The organism is Streptomyces sp. M41(2017) (genome assembly GCF_002078175.1).
In the GTDB taxonomy this organism is placed as follows: Bacteria; Actinomycetota; Actinomycetes; order Streptomycetales; family Streptomycetaceae; genus Streptomyces.
The window spans coordinates 4,490,737-4,507,713 of record NZ_MWFK01000001.1; the positions used below are offsets into that span (position 1 = coordinate 4,490,737).

Below are 16,977 nucleotides of genomic sequence, written 5' to 3' on the forward strand. Positions count from 1 at the left end.
CCTGGAGCGCCGCGATGACCCAGTCCCCGCCCCGTGACGCGGGGCCGGTGCCCGGCCGGTACACCTACCCGTCCGCCCCGCGCAGCGGACCGCGGGAGATCGTCCACGGAGTGCGCGTGGCCGACCCGTACCGCTGGCTGGAGGATCCGCGGGACCCCGCGACCGCCGCCTGGTGCGCCGCACAGGACGTGCTGTACGCCGACGAGGAGGCTCGCTGGCCGGCCCGGGACGCCCTGCTCGCGCGGATGACCGCCCTGCTCGCGGGCGGCGGGGCCCGGCCTCCGGTGGCGCGCGGCGGACGGGAGTTCCATCTGCGCAGGGAACCGGGACGTGAACTGGCCGCGCTGGCCGTCCGCGAGGCCGGCCGGACCCGGGTCCTGCTCGACCCGATGGACGCCGACCCGTCCGGCACGACGCTGCTCGACGCCTGGGAACCGTCGTGGGAGGGCGACCTCGTGGCCGTCCAGCTGTCCTCGGGCGGTACGGAGCACTCGGTGCTGCGCGTGCTCGACACGGCGACCGGCGAGACGGTCGACGGGCCCGTGGACCGGGTCCGCCGTTCCCCGGTGGCCTGGCTGCCGGGCGGCCACGCCTTCTACTACGTCCGCCGGCTGTCCTCCGAACACACCGGGGGCGGCACGGGACTTCGGCGCCGCGTCTACCTGCACCGGGTCGGTACACCGGCGGACCAGGACACGGAGATCTTCGGGGCCGGACGGTCGGACACCCAGTACTACACCGTGGCCACCGCCCCCGACGGCCGGCTCCTGGTCGTCGGCGCCGGCGAGGGCACCTCACCGCGCACCGACCTGTGGACCGCCGACCTGACCGCGACCGCCCCCGACCGGCCGCGACTGCGCCGCCTCCAGCACGGCGACGACGGCCGCACCACCGTCCGCCTCAGGCCCGGCCGGGGACCGCTGCTGCTGCGGACGACGGCCCGCGCCCCGCGGGGCCGCATCGCCGAGGCCGCCCGCGACGCCGCTGATCCCGGCCGCTGGCGCACCCTCGTCGCCGAGCAACCCGGCACCGTGCTCCAGGACTTCGCGGTCCTCGACGGCCCGGCGCTGGACCGGCCCCTGCTCGCGGTCGTACGGACCCGGCACGCCGTCGCCGAGTTGACCCTGCACGACGCCCGGAACGGCGCCCTGACCGGAACCGTGCCCCTGCCCGGACAGGGAACCGTCAGCCCTCTGACGTCTCGTCAAGACGCTGGACACGAACTGTGGTTCGCGTACACCGACCACATCACACCCGCCGTCGTCCTGCACTACGACGCCGTCACCGAACGCCTGCGCTCCTGGCCGGGAGGCTCCCCTGTGGCACCGCCCGCCGAGGGCGTCAAGGTCACCCAGGAGGTCCTGCGCTCCCGCGACGGCACCGAGGTGCGCCTCTTCGTGATGTCTCCCACGGGACGTCCCGACACGCCCCGGCCCACCGTCGTCACCGGCTACGGCGGCTTCGGCGCCTCGATGACCCCCGGCTTCACCCCGCAGGCCGTGCCCTGGGTCCGCGCGGGCGGCGTGTACGCGGTGGCCTGCGTCCGCGGCGGGGGAGAGGAGGGCGAGGACTGGCACCGGGCCGGACGCCGCGAGCACAAGCACAACACCTTCGACGACTTCGACGCCGCGGCGGACCACCTGCTCCGTGCCGGATGGGCCGCACCCGGCCGGCTCGGTGTCCTCGGCAGCTCCAACGGCGGTCTGCTGGCCGCCGCCGCGCTGACCCGGCGGCCGGAGACGTACGCCGCCGTCGTGTGCGCGGCGCCGCTGCTCGACATGGTCCGCTACGAGCTGTCCGGCATGGGCGCGAGCTGGCGCGACGAGTACGGCAGCGCGGCGGACCCCGCACAGTTCGCGCGACTGCTCTCGTACTCGCCTTACCACCAGGTGCGCGAGGGAGCCCGGTACCCGGCCGTGCTGCTGGCCGTCTTCGACGGAGACACCCGCGTCGACCCCGCGCACGCCCGGAAGATGTGCGCCGCACTCCAGTGGGCCGGCACCGGTCCCGGGCCGGTCGTGCTGCGCACCGAGCGCGGCGTCGGACACGGCGCGCGCGGCGCCTCGCGCAGCGCACGCCTCTACGCGGACGTCATGGCCTTCCTCGCCCACCACCTGGGCCTCCTTCTGCCCGAGGACGACTGACATGAAGGTGCTGCTGTGCCCGCTGAACGACCCGGGCTACCTGTATCCCGCCCTCGCCGTCGGCGCCGAACTGCGCCGCCGCGCCCACACCGTGCACGTCCTCGCCGGTCCGCGGGCCGTACCGACGGCCACCGAGGCAGGTCTGGAGACGGTCGCCGTCGCGGACGCCACGGCACTCTCGGTGTCCCACTGGACGGTCCGGGGGCCCGAGCAGTACACGGAGGTGGCGCGGGCGGTCCGGCAGACGCGGCCCGACGTCCTGGTCACCTCCGTCCTCTGTCACGGCGCACTGGTGGCCGCCGAGGCGGCCGACCTCCCGGTGGTCGTCCTCGGACTGGCGGCCCACCTGTGGCCCTACCGCTCCGCCACCGACGCGGTGGACGCGCACGACCGCACCTGGCGGCTCACGGAGACCTTGAAGCACTACGGGGCGATACGGGAGGCGGCCGGCCTCGCCCCACGGCGCGACCGGTTCCCCGACACCCCGCTGCTCGGCGCGGCCTTCCTGCTCCGCGGGCATCCCGCCCTGGAGCCGCCCGGCGCCGAACTCCCCCCGGCCGTACGGCATGTCGGCCCCTGCTGGTGGGAGCCGGAACCCACGGCGGCCGATCCGCCGCCCGAATCCAAGCCGCTGGCGTACGTCCATCTCGGCCGGACCTTCGGCGGCGCCTCCCTCTGGCCCCGCCTCAACGCCGCCTTCACCTCCGGCACCCACCGGGCCGTCGTGGAACTGGGCCGGTCCGGCGCCCCCGAGGCCGCCCCGGACGCCGACCTGATCGTCGGCCGCCGCCCCTGGATGGGACCGATCGTCGACCGGGCCGACCTCGTTCTGACGAACGCGACGTCCGCGCCCGTACTCGCCGCCCTTCTGCGCGGCACACCGCTGCTCGTCGCCCCCAACGGGTCGGAGCAGCAGGTTCTCGCCGCCGGCTGTCTGCGCGCGGGCGTCGCCCGCCGGCTGCCGGAGCCCGGTGCCTCGGCCGCCGCCCTGCGCGCCGCGGTCGAGGCGACCGCCCACGATCCCGAACTCCGCTTCCGCGTACGGGAGATGGCGGGCCTGCTCGTCGGCGGAAAGAGCGAGACCCACGCGGCGGACGCCGTGGAAGCCGCGTCCCGCTGACGCGGAGGACGCCGCTCGCACCGCCCGGGCGGGGTCCCGACCGGACACGGATCGACGCCGGTCGCCCCCGGCCGGGCGAACGGGCAGCGTCCGAAGACGACTTGGATCTGCCGGGCGAACGGGCAGCGTCCGAAGACGACTTGGATCTGCCGGGCGAACGGGCTGTGTCCGAAGACGACTTGGGTCTGCCGGGCGCGCAGGCCGGCGTCTCGGAGCCGCTACCGTCCGGGCGTGGCCGACACGGATGCCGGTCGATGCCGCCTGGTCGCTCCTGGCCCGAGAGGACCCCGGCAATCGGGCCACCGTGGAGTGTGACGCAGCACGCTGGGCGGACGGCCGTGGCCTTCCCAGGGTGCTGCGTCACACTCCGCGGGCCTCAACCCCCGGTCCCCGAGGCTCCCTTCGTCAGGCGAGCGCCCGGGGCTGCCCGATGGCCCGGCAGCCCCGCGTCTCAGCCCTCGTGGGCCGCCTGCGGCGGTACCCCGTCGAGGAGTACGTCCCGGAGTGCGGCGAGGAGTTCCAGGCCCCGGGCGCGGACCGCCGAGGGTGTCTCCTCGTGGCGGCGGTCGGCGATGACCGCGAGGGCCGCCGCGGCCTGGCGGGCGAAGAGGGCGAGCAGATCGAGTTCGGAGAGGCTGGAGCGGGACTGCTCGGCGGGATCCAGCACTTCGAGGACGCCGAGGACCCGGTCGTGGTGGGCGAGCGGGGCGGCCATCAGCGCGTCCGGCACGTACCCCGTCGACTTGGCGACGTCCCGGGCGAACATGCCCTGTTCCCGCAGGTCGTCCGCGATCATGGGCTCGCCCGACACGAGGACCCAGCCGGCGAGGCCCCGGTCGGCGGGGAACCGCGAGCCCACGAGGGACTTCTCGCCCTCGCCCGCCACGGCCTGGAAGACGAGTTCGTCGGCGTCCCGGTCGTGCAGCAGGACGGAACTGGCCGCGGCGCCGAAGATCGCCCGCGCGGTGTCGACGACGGACTGCAGCAGATCGTGCTCCGCGCTGCCGGGGCGCGTGGCGGGGTCCACGCCTGCGGCGGGGACGAGGCCGGGGGACTGGCTCATGATTCACCTCGGGTTCCTGGTTCGCCGATGCGCACGTTCGCGGCGGAGAGGTAGAGCGCGTGCTTGATCTGAAACGGTGTCAGCTTCGGGCGGGTGCCGAGCAGGCGTGCGCACATCCCGCTGATGAAGGGGGTGGCGAAACTGTTGCCCGTGGTGCGGATGGTCCTGCCGCCCGTCCAGGCCACCTGCACGTTCTGGCCGGGTGCGAAGAACTCCACGGGCGGTGCGGGGTTGTAGAGGAAGAGCCCGGAGTCGTCCTCGCGGTGCGTGCCGACCGAGATGACCGACGAGAACCGCCAGGGAAAGCTCTCCACCGGGGTGTTGTGGGCGGACGCCACCAGCGTGGTGCCGGTGAAGAACGCCTGGTCCGCCAGCGACCGCAGGGTCTCCAGGAACTTCGGCCGGGTCGTGGACAGGCTGAGGTTGACCACGTCGAAGCCTTGGTCGACGGCCCACCGCAGCCCGGTCAGCAGGGCCTCGCCGCTGCCGGTGAACCCCTCGCCGAGCACCCGCACGCTGTACAGCTCGCAGTCCGGTGCCACCCGGCGGACGATGCCCGCGCACGCCGTTCCGTGCCCGCAGCCGTCTCCGGCGCCGTCGGGCAGCGGGCCGCTGTCGACGACGCGCAGGGTGCCGTCGGGGGCGGGCGCCACCTCGTAGGACCCCTGGACGGCGCCGACCGAGGGATGGCCGCACTCCACCCCGGTGTCGACCACGCACACGCGCACCCCGCCGCCGTCCGACCACGCCGAGGGGTCGGCGGGCAGATCCGGCACCGTGTCGGCGAGCATCGTGAGGTCTTCGGGCGAGCGGTCACGCAGGCTCCAGGTGAGCCCTCCTGCCGTTCCTGTGGTCATCCGGTCCTGCCTTCCCGTCCGGCCGGGCGGTCCGCGCCCCGGGCCGTGGCCGTGTTCTCGTCGGCGAACGCGGACGCGCGGTCCGTGCCCGGCCGGTGCCCCTTGGCGGCGAAGTGCCCCAGAGCCGTGCCTGCCCCCCGCGCCGCGTCCGCGGACAGCCCGAGGGCGCGCAGGGTGTGGGCGAGGTCGAGGGCCGCGGTGCCCCGCACGACCGGAGAGTCGGTGGCACCCGCCGCGGCGACGGCCCGGTCCGCGCAGACGCGCGCCGGGTCCCCCTCTCCGGCGAGTGCCAGGGCGCGGCCCCGCAGCCCGTACGCGTCGGCGGACTCGGCCGGCGGCAGGCCCGCCCGTTCCGGGTCCGGCAGAGCCAGCGCCTCGGCGGGCTCCCCGCCGTCCAGCAGGATGCGGGCCCGCTCCCGGGCGATGCCGGGCAGGGCGCCCGTGGCGCCGAGTTCACGGCCGGCGCGCGCCGCCTCCTCCAGCAGGGCGAGCCGTCGCGCGGGCGTACCGGTCACGGCCTCGACCTCCGCGGCGAACAGCGGGACGAACAGCGCGCTCTCCGCATAGCCGAGACCACGGGCGAGGCGTGCCGCCTCGGCCAGCCGCTCGTGCGCCTCCTCGTGCCGGCCCTGCAGCGCCAGGAGCACGGCCAACGGGCAGCCCAGCGTGGCCCGTACGGTGGGACGGCCCGCGCCGTGGGCCGTCAGCAACTCCTCGCAGCGTGCCACGGCCCGCGCCACCGGGGTGGGGCCGCGCCACAGCGAGATGCCGACCGCGCCGAGCGCCAGCGCCCGTTCGGGTTCGGCGTCCGCACGGTCGGCGTGGTCCAGAGCCCGCCGGAGCGACTCCTCGGCCTCGGCGTGCAGCCCGCGCCGCTGACGGTCCTGGGCGATCCGGACGCAGGCGCGGGCGATGCCCTGGTCGTCGCCCGCTCCGGTGAACAGCGGGAGCGCGGCCTCGGCCACCTCGGCGGCGGACCCGTGCCGGGGGTCGAGCGCGGTCAGCGCGAGCCGGGCGTGGGCGGCGCTCAGCCGGTCACCCGTCCGGTCGGCGGCACCGAGCGCCTCGGCCAGCAGTTCGCGGCCCCGCTCCGGTTCGCCGCGGGCGACCTTCGTCTCCCCGAGCCGCCGGGCGGCCTCTCCGGCGAAGGGCTCGCCGGGCGCGGCCAGTTCCCGGGCCTGAGTGAGGAGGTCGTCGGCCCACGGCAGGTCGGAACGTGCCAGGGCGGCCGCCCCGGCCCGGGTCAGCAGACCGGCGGCGCGCGCCCGCAGCGCGTCGGAGTCGTCGTCGTGGACGCCCAGTTCGGAGAGCAGCCGGTGAGCACGCGCCAGATGAGAGCCGACGGCGGCATCGCCCGCGTCGTGGTCGGCGAGGACCCGGGCGGCGTGCTCGTGACGCCGCGCGCGCACCTTCTTCGCCATCCCCCGGTAGGCGGTCTCCTGCACCAGGGCGCTGCCGAACCGGAGCACCGAACGCGTGGACAGGGTGCGCCCGGCGGCCTCGATGAGCCGCCGTCGTACGAGACCGCGCAGCAGACCGCCGGGTGAGTCCGCCGGTCCCGCGGGTTCCTCGGCGCCGGCCAGTTCGGTCAGGTCGGCGCGCTGGAACTCCCGCCCCAGGACGGCGGCTACCTGGAGCAGGGTCCGCTCCTCGGGCGGCAGCGCGTCGATACGGGCGCCGAGCAGGGCATGCACGGTCAGTGGCAGGTCGTCGCACTCGGCCGCCATCGCCGTCAGATGCTCCAGGTACAGGGGATTGCCCTCGGCGCGGTCGAGCGCGCCCTCCAGTACGCCCTGCCGGTGGGCGGCCACCTCGACCAGTTCGTCGGCGAGAGCGGCGGCCTCCTCCCGGGTGAGCGGGGTGAGCAGCAGCGACGCGGACCGCATCCGGCCGCTGCCCCAGCCGGGACGGGTCTCCAGCAGCTCCGGGCGCGCGACGCACACCAGGGCGACGGGGGAGCGGTCGAGCTCGTCCAGCAGCCGGTCCGCCATGTCGAGCAGCGGTCCGGACGCCCAGTGACAGTCGTCGAGCACCACGACCACCGGCCGCTCACGCGCGAGCGCGTCCAGGAGACAGGCCAGCGCCATGAGGGTGTCGTCCGCCGAGGGGCTGGGCGTACCGTCCGCGAGCAGCCCGGCCCGCAGCAGCCGCAGGGCCTGCTCCGCCTCCGTCCGCTCGGGGGCCGGCAGCGCGGTGAGGGCCGCTTCCTCGCCGACGGCGGCGAGGACCTGGCGCACCGCTTCGGCGAGCGGCGACAGCGATCCGGTCTCGCCGTAGGGACGGCACCGGCCCTCGCCGTAGGCCGGGCAGTCCCGCAGCCACTCGCGCAGCAGGCGGGTCTTGCCGAGGCCCGCCTCGCCGTAGACCGTCACCAGGTGCGAGCGCGGGTCCGTCTCCAACTTGCGCAGCAGCAGCCGGAGTTCGGCCATCTCCTGGGCGCGGCCGATGAAGGGGGTGTCGAAGCGGCGGACCCGCTCGGGGTCGTCCTCGTGCAGGGCGACCAGGCGGTGGGCCGGCACGGGGACACCGACTCCCTTCAGGGACAACGCTCCCGCGGACTCGGTGACCGCGGAGGGGCCGGCGGCGTGCAGCGTGGCCGGCCCGATGAGGATGTCCCCCGCCCCGGCGTGCTGTTCGAGCCGGGCACCGATGTTGACGACCTCGCCGGACACCAGTGCCTGCCGGGCGGCGGGGTCGACGCTGACCACGACCTCGCCGGTGTTCACACCGATGCGCACGGCGAGCCGCACACCGTGCTCCCGCGCCAGCTCGGCGTTGAGCCCGTCGAGGCCGGTGACCATGCCGCGCGCGGCGGCCAGCGCCCGGTGGGCGTCGTCCTCGTGGCGCACGGGAACCCCGAACACCGCCATCACGGCGTCGCCGATGAACTTCTCGACCGTTCCGCCGTGTTCCTCGATGCGCGCCCGCATCAGCGCGAAGTACCGGAGCGTCACCGTGCGCAGGGTCTCGGGGTCGAGCCGCCCGGACAGGGCCGTCGACCCGACCAGGTCGCAGAAGAGCACCGTCACCACCCGGCGCTCCTCGGCCGTGGCGGTGTCGCCCGCGGCCACGCACGCGGTGCCGCACCGGGGGCAGAACGCGGCGCCCTCCGGAGGGGGTTCGGGGCACCGGGGGCATTTCACACGTGCGCCGTCGGTCATCAGAACAGCGCTCCGCCGGCGATCTCGCTGTGCGCCTGCACCTCCGGCTCGGCCGCGTCCAGCCGCTCCTTCAGGCCCAGCAGCAGGGTGAGTTCCTCCGTACTGAGGTCCTGGAGCACCTCCCGCTGCTCGGGGGAGAGGCTGTGCAGCGGGAACCCGGCGTCCTCCAGGGCGCGGAGGCGATCGGGTGCGGGGTCAGTCATGGGCGCTCTCCCATCCGGTTGGTGCCGCGGCGATGCGGTCGAACAGCTCGGCGAGGGAGGCGACCGTGTGCAGGGCGCTCACGGCGACCAGGGAACGCCGTGCGGCGTCCAGAGGCAGTTCGTCGATCAGCCGGTCCAGGTCCGCGCTGTGTCCGTCGTCGAGGTCCGCGTGGAGACGTACGGTCGCGAACGCCGCCTGCGGCAGCCCGGTCTCCCGGGCCAGCCGGTCGGCCAGTCCCGGCGCGGGAGCGTTGCCCTCCAGGACCGCGATGTAGCCGAGGAGGGCCACCGGATGACCGTGTTCGAGCCAGTAGTACTGCGCCCCCACCAGGGCGGCCACGTGGGCGGGCGTCACCGCGTCGGTCAGCTCACCGGGTGCCGCTCCGGTCACCGCCGCGTCGGCGAGCAGCCACTCGTCGTGACCCCGTTCCTCCTCGGCGTGTGCCCGCAGGTACCGGGCGAGCGGCCGGCCGACCGGATCCCGGGGGAGCGACTCGCAGCGTTCGGCCGCCCGCTCCATCAGCGGGACGGAGGCGCGGATCACCTGGTGCATGGCGCTCAGATAGTGCCGGTAACGGTCGGCGAGTCCGGGGCCCGAGCGCCACATGCGGGCGGCCGACGTCCACAGGACGGGCTCCACGAGGGACAGTTCGAGTCGCAGGTTCGCGACGGCCGACGGACTCACGCGGGAACCTCCTCGTCGCCGGCACCCGCTCCGTCGCGGGTACCGTCCAAAAGCACGAGTGGCGCGTACCGGTCGCTTCCGTAGCGCCGCAGCAGTGCGGCGGCTCCCGCGTCGCGCTGGAGCCGGGCGCCGAGCACGTCCATCGCGCCCGCCGCCGGACGCGAACCGGACCGCTCGGCCGCCGCCAGCGCGCCGGGCCGCCGGGCCAGAGCGCGGCAGTCCGCGCACGACCCGACCCCGGCGGTACGGACGGTGCGCAGCACGGGCGACTCCTGGCAGCGGCGCCGTACGGCGGCCCAGTCGTCCTCCGCGATGTGTCCGAGCCGCAGATGCTCCGGAACCGGGCGGGCGTCCACCACCACCTGGTTGCAGCAGGCCGCGACGGTGCCGTCGAAGGCGACCACCGGCCAGGCCGCCATCGCGCACGGCGCCGCCGGTACGTCGGACGGATCCGTGTCCGCGGTGTCCCGGAGCGGGACCGTGCGCGCGGTCGCCCAGCCCGCCGCACGCCCCACCGGCCTGACGTGATTGACCAGAACCGCCGCCTGGTCCCGGAATTCGCTGCGAATGGACCGGGTGACGTCCGCGAGATACGCGTCGTCCGCAGCGGTTCCCGCCACATGGAAACTCACGTCGATTCCGCTTTCCATGATTTGGTGCATCGCGCGAAAGACCGCCGCGCGCGGTACTTCACGTTCGTGGAACACGTCGATGCTCGCCGAGAAATGGGCGACGTTCCGCAGCGCGCGCAGGATGCGGTCGGGCACCCGGCCCTCGCCCGCGAAGAACATGCCGCTGAGGACCGAGGTCCGCGTTCCGGCCGCCGACGCGAGCGCCGCGAGGTCCGCCACGAGCGCGGGCCGCAGCAACGGCTCACCGCCCGTGAGCATCAGGACCTCCGGACGGTCCGCCGGGGTGAAGCCGGCGACGAAGCGGCGCAGCGCACCGCCCGGCGTGTCCTCGCCGCGCGGCCCCGAGGACGTGGAGCAGTGGGCGCAGCTCAGCGGGCAGCGCCTGGTGAGGGTGGCGAGCAGCCCCGCCGCGGGTACCGGACGTAGCTCGATGATCTCCGCCAGCCGCATCTCGTCACCTCCGTCGGTCCCCGGGACGTGCTGCCCCACCGTGCGGGACAGCGGTTCGGTCACGGTTCGCGGCCGGTTCGGCGCCGGTACGCGACGCGGGGCCCGCAGCAGCGATCCGGAGAGCACCACGCCCCGTCGAATCGCCCCGCTTTAGAAGCCTGCAACCCCTTTGTCCCGGCGGGTCTGTTGCTGCATGCACCTTGAGCCATCCTCGAGTCCATGGCCCCCGAACCGGCGTGTGCGCATGCTGTGAAGGCCGAAGGAATTGCACCGAATTCCCGACGCGTTCACGGCTCCTCGCGGATTCCCTCACCCCCTGCCGCTCCTCGGAGGCTTTCGTGTACGGAATGATTTCCCTCGCCCAGAACCCCGACGACACCGGTTGGGGAAGGGGCTGAGGGGGAGATGGTCGATTCGCTCACGGAAAGCCGCGGCGCGGATTCGGCTCCCGGAATTCCGCGCGAGCCCGCCGATGGGATCGGCGGCGAGACCGCCGCCCCCCTGCGGCTGACCCTCCTCGGCCCGCTGCGGGCCTCCCGCGACGGACTGCCCCTGGAACTCGGACCGTTGAAGCAGCGCCTGGTCCTCGCGGTCCTGCTCACCCGCCCGAACACGCCGGTGTCGCTGGAGGAACTGACCGACGCCGTCTGGCCGGACGACCCGCCCCGCACGGCCCGCAAGAACCTCCAGGTGTACGTGTCGACCCTGCGCCGGGTGCTCGACCCCGACGACCTGGGCCGGCTGCGCCACGGACCCGGCGGCTACGTCCTGCACCTCACCCCGCAGGAGTGCGACACCCTGCTCTTCGACGAACTGGCCCGGCACGGCGACGCCGAGATGCGCGCCGGCGCGTCGAGCCGCGCGGCCCGCACGTACCGCCAGGCGCTGAACCTGTGGCGGCACGCCCCGTTCAGCGACCTCGCGGCCCGCGCCGACGTACTGCGCGCGGCCGTCGACCGGCAGTACGCCCGACGGCTGGCCGTCTACGAGGCGTGGGCGGAGGCCCAGCTGGAGATCGGGGACCCGGGTCCGGTCGCGGACACCGTGGACGAGATGGTGAGCCGCCACCCCCTGCGGGAGCGGCTGCGTGCCGTCCAGCTCACCGCGCTGCACCAGGTCGGCCGCAGGACGGAGGCATTGGCCGCCTACGACGACTGCCGGCAACTCCTGTCCAGGGAACTGGGCCTGGAGCCCGGCGCCGCCCTGCAGAGCGCCTACCGCTCCCTGCTGGTCGACCTGGCGCCGCCCCGGCCGCGCGGCGCCCCCACCGGGTCACGCCTGCTCCCCCCGGACCTCTCCGACTTCACCGGCCGCACCGGCGAACTGGAGGCGGTCGGCGCGCAGTTGGACACCGAGGGCGGCCCCCCGGTCCTGGTGACCGGTGCCGCGGGCGCCGGCAAGACCGCCTTCGCCGTGCACGTCGCCCACCGCCTCGCCGCGCGCTACCCCGACGGCGTGGTCGCCACCCGGCTGTGCGCCGAGGACGGCTCCCCCCGCCCCTGGACGTCGGTCCTGGCGGAGCTGGCCCGCTCGCTCGGCTGCACGGAACGGCTGCCCGCGGGCCGCGAGGAGGCCGCCACCGTCTGGCGGTCCTGGCTGTCCGGACGCCGGATCCTGCTGCTCCTGGACGACGCCCCCGACGCCGCCGCCCTCGGCCCACTGCTGCCCCCGTCCGGCACCACGGCCGCGCTGATCACCTCCCGCGGCCGGCTCCCCTGTCTGGAGTCCGCCCACCGGGTCGAACTCCCGCCCCTGTCCACCGAGGAGGCCCTGGACCTGCTCGGCGGTGTCATCGGGCTCCCCCGGCTGACCGCCGAACCCGCCGCGGCCGCCCGGATCGCCGCCGCCACAGGTCACCTTCCGTTCGCCCTGCGAGCCGCCGGGAACCGCCTGTCCGTGCTGCGCCACATGCCGCTCGCCCAGTACGCGGACCGTCTCGAACACCCCCGGGAGGCGCTGGACGAACTCGCGTCGGGCGGCCTCGGGGTCCGCGCCCGCCTCGCCGCGGCGTGGGCCCGGCTTCCCGCCCCCGCCCGCGCCTCCCTCGACGCGCTGGCCGCACTGCCGGGTTCCTCCTTCACCCTCCCCGCCGCCACCCGCGCCCTCGGCCGTGACCGACGGGACACCCAGCGCGCCCTGGAGGAACTGATCGACGTCGGCGTCCTGCCGCCGCCGGCGCTGCCCGAGGTCACCGCGCACCTCGCCGTCCTCCCGGACGAGATGCGCTACGAACTGCCGTGGCTGACGCTCCTGTTCGCGCGCGAACAGGCCGCCGCGGCGGGAGACCGGTGCTAGGCCGTGTCCGCAAAGTCTCGCCTCCCCGGCGACGCCTGGCACGCACGCTCGCCGCACCGGCCCCAGGCCGAGTACATCCGGTACGCAGGCCTGGGGCCGGCGCACCGAGAGCACGCTTCCCCGAGCTCTCGGCAGCGCCCGAGCAGGGGAGGCCCCGATGACGCCGCCGGGCCCGCCCACCGGGCGGACGACGCGACGTTGCGGACACGGCCTAGGTGGTCGCCGCGCGGCCGTGGCAGGGGAACCGGCGACCGGCCACGGTGGCCGCGGCCGCGTTCGGACGCCTCGCGGGCCGGGGCCGACAACGGTGGTGCTCCGCCCGGGGCGGGTGCGGCTCCCCCCGCGGCGCGGCGGCGGACAGCGCCGTCGGGACGGCGGTGCCCTGCGCCCCGTACCAGACGTGCCACGGCCTGACGCCCTTCTGACGGCCGGCTCGCCGCGGAGCCGTGCCACGACGGAACGGCGGACAGGTCGTGCCCCTTCGGAACCGCGGCTGCGGCCGCCTCCCCGGGCGGGCCGGGCCCCTGCCTCGGACGCCTCGGCACCGGCTCGGGGCCGTTCCGGCGGAGCGGGATCCCGGCGGGCCGCGTCCGGTCCGACGCGGTCGGCGCCCGGCGGCCGAAGGTCCGCTCCGGCGAGGCCCTCAGGTCCCGCCCGCTGCCGCCGAGGCCGGACCGGAGGACTGTACGCGGGCCAGGTAACCGGCCTGGAAGCGGCTGGCCGCGCCGAGTTGCTCCATGATCTCGGCGATGTGCTTGCGGCAGGTGCGCAGCGACATCCCCAGCCGCCGGGCCACCATCTCGTCCTTCATGCCTTCGGCCAGCAGCCGCACGATGGCCTGCTTCACCTCGTCACGCGCCGAACTCTCCGTCCAGGCCGGGTGGTAGGGCTCGGCCAGCGACCAGGCGTGATCGAAGGTCGCGCAGAGATAGGAGACGGTGGACGGCTCCTGGATGACGATGGCCGCGTCCAGATCGTCCTGGTGCGGGATGAACACCGTCTCCGCGTCGAAGGCCACCATGCGGCCGAACAGTTCGCTCAACGTCCGGATCTCGGCGCCCTCGTCGGTCATCCGTCGCGCGTACTCCTGGGTGGGCAGGTGATAGCGGGCCGTGTGCTGGTACAGCGTGCGCATCCGCACCCCGCGCCGCAGCATGTCGCGGTCCTGCACGAACGCCTGCTCCAGCAGCGCCGGGGAACGGCCGCCCCCCGGGTGACAGGTGCGGACCTCCTGACGGCACCGCATGGTCGCCTCGGTGATCATTCCCACGACGGTCTTGAGGTCGGTGACCTCCGTCAGCGGCGCCCGGCCCCGCCACTGCCGCCGGCCCTCCGCGTAGAAGGGCGCCAGGACGGACAGTTCGGCCCGCAGCCGGTCGATCTCGGCGAGCTGCCGGCGCAGCCCGGCCTCCCTCGGCGCGACCAGCGCCGCGAGCGCCTCGTCCGGCGCCACCGCGACCAGCTCCTCGGGGTTCCCCGGAGGGTGACGCAGCAGCAACAATTCGGTCAGCGTCGTCACCGCGGACGCCGCGCGGGTCTCCGGCAATCCCAGAGTCGCGCCCAGCGTCCTCGCGTCGCACGATCCCTGGTCGCTCACCCACCGGAACACCCGGACGGCGTCCTCGGACAACTGCGCCTCGTGCGACGCCCACCCGCCCGCCGTACGCAGGCCCGGTATCTCGCCGTCCTCACCGATGCCGCCCACCCAACCCCCTCATCAGCCAGATGACCCCAACAGCCCCTGTCATGTTCATTGTTCAGATCTGCGATGGATTTTCCCAGACCCTCTCGGAAGGAATCGCCGTGAAGCGGAACAAAGCCGCATTCGTTCTGTTCCTCGAACGTCTGGCCCTCGTCGGCGGCCTGACACGGGCCCGCCGGCGCGGGGCCCGGGGCCACGGAGTCACGGCCCGCGAGGTCCTCGACCAGCCACCACGGCCCGTCCGCGACAGTGACGGCGACGCGCCGAGCGTCCCCACACCGCACTGGTGACCCGCCCGGCGGCGGAGCACGACGGGCACCCGCCCCGCCCAGCCGTGCCGGTCAAGAGGGCCGCCCGGCCCACGACCGGACGACCCTCGACGAGACCTCGGCGCACCGCTAGCCCATCAGCTGGCGGATCTCGGTGATGAGACCCACGAGGGCCTCACGCTCGGGCACCGTCGTCTCCGGATGCCACAGGTCCACGAGAAGACAGGTGCGCGGCCGGGAGCCGTTGTTCCACGCCTCGTGCACGAAGGAGTAGTCGAAGAGCAGGCACTCGCCCTCCTGCCAGTGCCGGGTCTCGTCGGCGACCGTGATGCCGCACCCCTCGGGGATGTCGACCGCCAGGTGCAGATTGATGCTGAAGTTCCACAGGTCGCAGTGCGGGGCGATCGAGGCACCGGGAAGCAGCGTCGAGAAGTGGCTCTCCAGGAGGGGGCAGAGCTTGCCCTGCTCGACGACCTCCTGGGTCAGGACGGTGTACGCGGTGGGCACCAGGGCGGCGGAGGACTCGACCGGCCCGCCGTCACGGAAGAGGTACAGCGCCTGCCAGTTCTCCTGGCGGCTCAGATAGTGCTCGTAGTCGGAGAAGGCGCTCTTGCGATCGGACCACGCGTCCGCGAGCTCCTGCTTGATGGCGCCGTGCGCGGCTTCGAAGGCGCGCACCACGGGCGCGATCTCGGGGTGCTCGTAGGGATCGTGCCAGGGCGTCCGGGAGATCCCGGGCATGATCCACTTGGCGTCCTTCTGCAGCGGATGGCGCTCCTGCCGCTTGGCGTACACCATCTCCTCGACGCGGGTGATGGATCCGGCTCCGTGCCGGTCCTTCACGTCCTGGAAGATCTGATCTATCTCGGGTGTCATGTCTCGCTCTTTCTGGCCACGCAGGCCTGCTCGGCGTGCTCGTGCGGGGTGACAAGGCGTGGGGGCGACGAGGTCCTGATCGCGGGCCGCAGGACGGGTGCTCCGGAGTGCGGTGGAAGCGCCGGTGCCACGCTCGGCGCCGAGGCGTCCGTCACCGCGACGGTCACCTCGCCGCGACTTCTCGTCGCTGTACGGGAGTTGCCCGCCGCTGGACGGCCAGACGGTCGATCAGGGCGAGTCCGGGGGCCGTCAGCACCGTGGTGACCAGCGTCATCACCACCAGCATGGCGAACACGGTGGGATTGATGATCTTGAGTTCCAGCCCGACGCCGAGCACCACGAGCTCGGTCAGCCCCCGGCAGTTCATCAGGGCTCCGAGGGAGAGCGAGTCCTGCCAGCCGAGGCCGGTGAGCCGGGCCGCACCCGTGCTCCCCGCCCACTTCGTGACGATCGCGACGGCGACGACGAGGGCGCACCAGCCCCACAGGACGGCATCCGCTCCGATCAGCCGGAAGTCGGTCCGCAAGCCGGAGTAGGTGAAGAACAGCGGCAGCAGCAGCACCACGGTGACGCCTCGCACCTGTTCCACGGCCGCCGTCTGCACCGCACCGCGCGGAACGACGACGCCGAACAGGAAGGCCCCGAAGATCGGGTGGATGCCGATCCAGTCGGTGGCGAAGGACGCCAGCAGGATGCCCGCGAGGAGCATGAGCAGGAGTGGTGCACCTCCCGCCGGCCGGTCCGCGTGACGCTCGGCCAGCCTGGCGAGCATCGGCCGCAGCCCGTACATCATCACGGAGATGAACACAGCGGTCAGCGCGACGGTGGTGAGCACCGAGGTCCAGGACGTGCCCCGTCCCAGCGCCGTCGCCAGAGCGAGCAGACACCAGGCGGTGATGTCGTCGACGGCCGCGCACGTGAGGGCGAGGGCGCCGACAGGAGTGCGGTCGATCTTCCGGTCCGTCAGAATCCGCGCCAGCACGGGGAACGCGGTGATGCTCATGGACACGGCGATGAAGAGCGCGAACGCCGGGAACCCGATCCCGGGGTCGGCGAAGCGCCCGTACATCGCGAACGCGAGGAGCACCCCGCCGATCATGGGCACGGCCACGCTCACATGGCTGACCAACGCGGCGACCCTTCCGCGACCGCGGACGTGCTCCACGTTCAACTCGTAGCCGACCAGGAACATGAAGAGGACCAGACCGACCTGGGCCAGTGCGTTGATCACAGGCAGCAGGTCCGCGGGAAAGAGCCATCGCTGCCCCGAGGGCCAGACGGCTCCGAGAAGTGAGGGGCCCAGTGCTATACCGGTCAAGATCTCACCGATCACCGGAGGCTGCCCCAGCCGTCGGCAGAGACGGCCCGCGACATGACAGCAGGCCATGATCAGGGCAAGCACCAGGAACAGATGGGACAGTCCGGATACGGCCGGCAGGCCGGGAGCGAGCGCAGTCGTCATCGGCTGAACACCTTCTCTGAGTTGATGAACATGTCGGCGAATCGCACGCGGATCCGCG

13 protein-coding genes are annotated in these 16,977 nt (G+C 74.1%); 4 read left to right on the forward strand and 9 right to left on the reverse strand.

All coding sequences use genetic code 11. From position 1 onward, the window contains the following. Positions 1-14: 14 nt before the first annotated feature. Both B0675_RS19675 and B0675_RS19680 read left to right on the forward strand, forming a co-directional pair. Positions 15-2,144, forward strand: coding sequence for a prolyl oligopeptidase family serine peptidase (locus B0675_RS19675; RefSeq protein WP_081220126.1), 2,130 nt, complete (start codon positions 15-17; stop codon positions 2,142-2,144). A 1-nt stretch (position 2,145) separates the two neighbouring features. Further along, a complete protein-coding gene (locus B0675_RS19680) occupies positions 2,146-3,264 on the forward strand; it encodes a hypothetical protein (RefSeq protein ID WP_081220127.1) in 1,119 nt (372 codons plus the stop codon). Between the two features lie 451 nt (positions 3,265-3,715). Here B0675_RS19680 and B0675_RS19685 read toward each other — a convergent pair whose 3' ends face one another. The 6 genes from B0675_RS19685 to B0675_RS19710 all read right to left on the reverse strand — a co-directional run bounded on the left by B0675_RS19685 (position 3,716) and on the right by B0675_RS19710 (position 10,378). Beyond that, positions 3,716-4,327 (reverse strand): GAF domain-containing protein, encoded by a 612-nt coding sequence (locus tag B0675_RS19685; RefSeq protein WP_081220128.1) that lies wholly within the window; start codon positions 4,325-4,327, stop codon positions 3,716-3,718. Further along, positions 4,324-5,184: a S8 family serine peptidase gene (locus B0675_RS19690; protein ID WP_081220129.1), complete on the reverse strand. Its 861-nt coding sequence runs from the start codon at positions 5,182-5,184 to the stop codon at positions 4,324-4,326. Before B0675_RS19690 ends, B0675_RS19685 begins: the two co-directional genes overlap by 4 nt. Next, positions 5,181-8,255: an adenylate/guanylate cyclase domain-containing protein gene (locus tag B0675_RS19695; RefSeq protein WP_241539816.1), complete on the reverse strand. Its 3,075-nt coding sequence runs from the start codon at positions 8,253-8,255 to the stop codon at positions 5,181-5,183. Before B0675_RS19695 ends, B0675_RS19690 begins: the two co-directional genes overlap by 4 nt. 89 nt (positions 8,256-8,344) lie before the next feature. Next, positions 8,345-8,548, reverse strand: a complete 204-nt coding sequence (locus B0675_RS19700) for an aroma-sacti cluster domain-containing protein (RefSeq protein WP_081220130.1) — start codon at positions 8,546-8,548, stop codon at positions 8,345-8,347. Further along, complete coding sequence (locus B0675_RS19705; protein ID WP_081220131.1) at positions 8,541-9,233, reverse strand: iron-containing redox enzyme family protein; 693 nt, start codon at positions 9,231-9,233, stop codon at positions 8,541-8,543. Before B0675_RS19705 ends, B0675_RS19700 begins: the two co-directional genes overlap by 8 nt. Next, complete coding sequence (locus B0675_RS19710) at positions 9,230-10,378, reverse strand: radical SAM protein (protein WP_347109176.1); 1,149 nt, start codon at positions 10,376-10,378, stop codon at positions 9,230-9,232. The genes B0675_RS19705 and B0675_RS19710 overlap by 4 nt, the downstream gene beginning before the upstream one ends. Before the next feature lie 342 nt (positions 10,379-10,720). On the opposite strand from B0675_RS19710, the gene B0675_RS19715 reads away from it, so the two are divergent. Next, a complete protein-coding gene (locus B0675_RS19715) occupies positions 10,721-12,610 on the forward strand; it encodes a BTAD domain-containing putative transcriptional regulator (RefSeq protein ID WP_081220132.1) in 1,890 nt (629 codons plus the stop codon). A gap of 643 nt (positions 12,611-13,253) precedes the next feature. Here the strand turns inward: B0675_RS19715 and B0675_RS19720 are convergent. Then, positions 13,254-14,315 carry a LuxR C-terminal-related transcriptional regulator gene (locus tag B0675_RS19720; protein ID WP_081220133.1) on the reverse strand — a complete coding sequence of 354 codons (1,062 nt, stop codon included), beginning with the start codon at positions 14,313-14,315 and terminating at the stop codon, positions 13,254-13,256. A 98-nt stretch (positions 14,316-14,413) separates the two neighbouring features. Between B0675_RS19720 and B0675_RS19725 the strand changes: the two genes are divergently transcribed. Continuing rightward, positions 14,414-14,602, forward strand: coding sequence for a hypothetical protein (locus tag B0675_RS19725; protein ID WP_081220134.1), 189 nt, complete (start codon positions 14,414-14,416; stop codon positions 14,600-14,602). A 108-nt stretch (positions 14,603-14,710) separates the two neighbouring features. Here the strand turns inward: B0675_RS19725 and B0675_RS19730 are convergent, their stop codons facing one another. Further along, positions 14,711-15,457 (reverse strand): aspartyl/asparaginyl beta-hydroxylase domain-containing protein, encoded by a 747-nt coding sequence (locus tag B0675_RS19730; RefSeq protein ID WP_081220135.1) that lies wholly within the window; start codon positions 15,455-15,457, stop codon positions 14,711-14,713. Between the two features lie 163 nt (positions 15,458-15,620). Further along, positions 15,621-16,919, reverse strand: a complete 1,299-nt coding sequence (locus B0675_RS19735) for a cation:proton antiporter (RefSeq protein ID WP_081220136.1) — start codon at positions 16,917-16,919, stop codon at positions 15,621-15,623. Positions 16,920-16,977 lie beyond the last annotated feature (58 nt).

Bases quoted from the DNA above. Each gene is read 5' to 3' on its own strand.
- B0675_RS19730 (WP_081220135.1), bottom strand. From the start codon at position 15,457: ATGACACCCGAGATAGATCAGATCTTCCAGGACGTGAAGGACCGGCAC.
- B0675_RS19700 (WP_081220130.1), bottom strand. From the start codon at position 8,548: ATGACTGACCCCGCACCCGATCGCCTCCGCGCCCTGGAGGACGCCGGG.
- B0675_RS19690 (WP_081220129.1), bottom strand. From the start codon at position 5,184: ATGACCACAGGAACGGCAGGAGGGCTCACCTGGAGCCTGCGTGACCGC.
- B0675_RS19715 (WP_081220132.1), top strand. From the start codon at position 10,721: ATGGTCGATTCGCTCACGGAAAGCCGCGGCGCGGATTCGGCTCCCGGA.
- B0675_RS19735 (WP_081220136.1), bottom strand. From the start codon at position 16,919: ATGACGACTGCGCTCGCTCCCGGCCTGCCGGCCGTATCCGGACTGTCC.
- B0675_RS19675 (WP_081220126.1), top strand. From the start codon at position 15: ATGACCCAGTCCCCGCCCCGTGACGCGGGGCCGGTGCCCGGCCGGTAC.
- B0675_RS19680 (WP_081220127.1), top strand. From the start codon at position 2,146: ATGAAGGTGCTGCTGTGCCCGCTGAACGACCCGGGCTACCTGTATCCC.
- B0675_RS19685 (WP_081220128.1), bottom strand. From the start codon at position 4,327: ATGAGCCAGTCCCCCGGCCTCGTCCCCGCCGCAGGCGTGGACCCCGCC.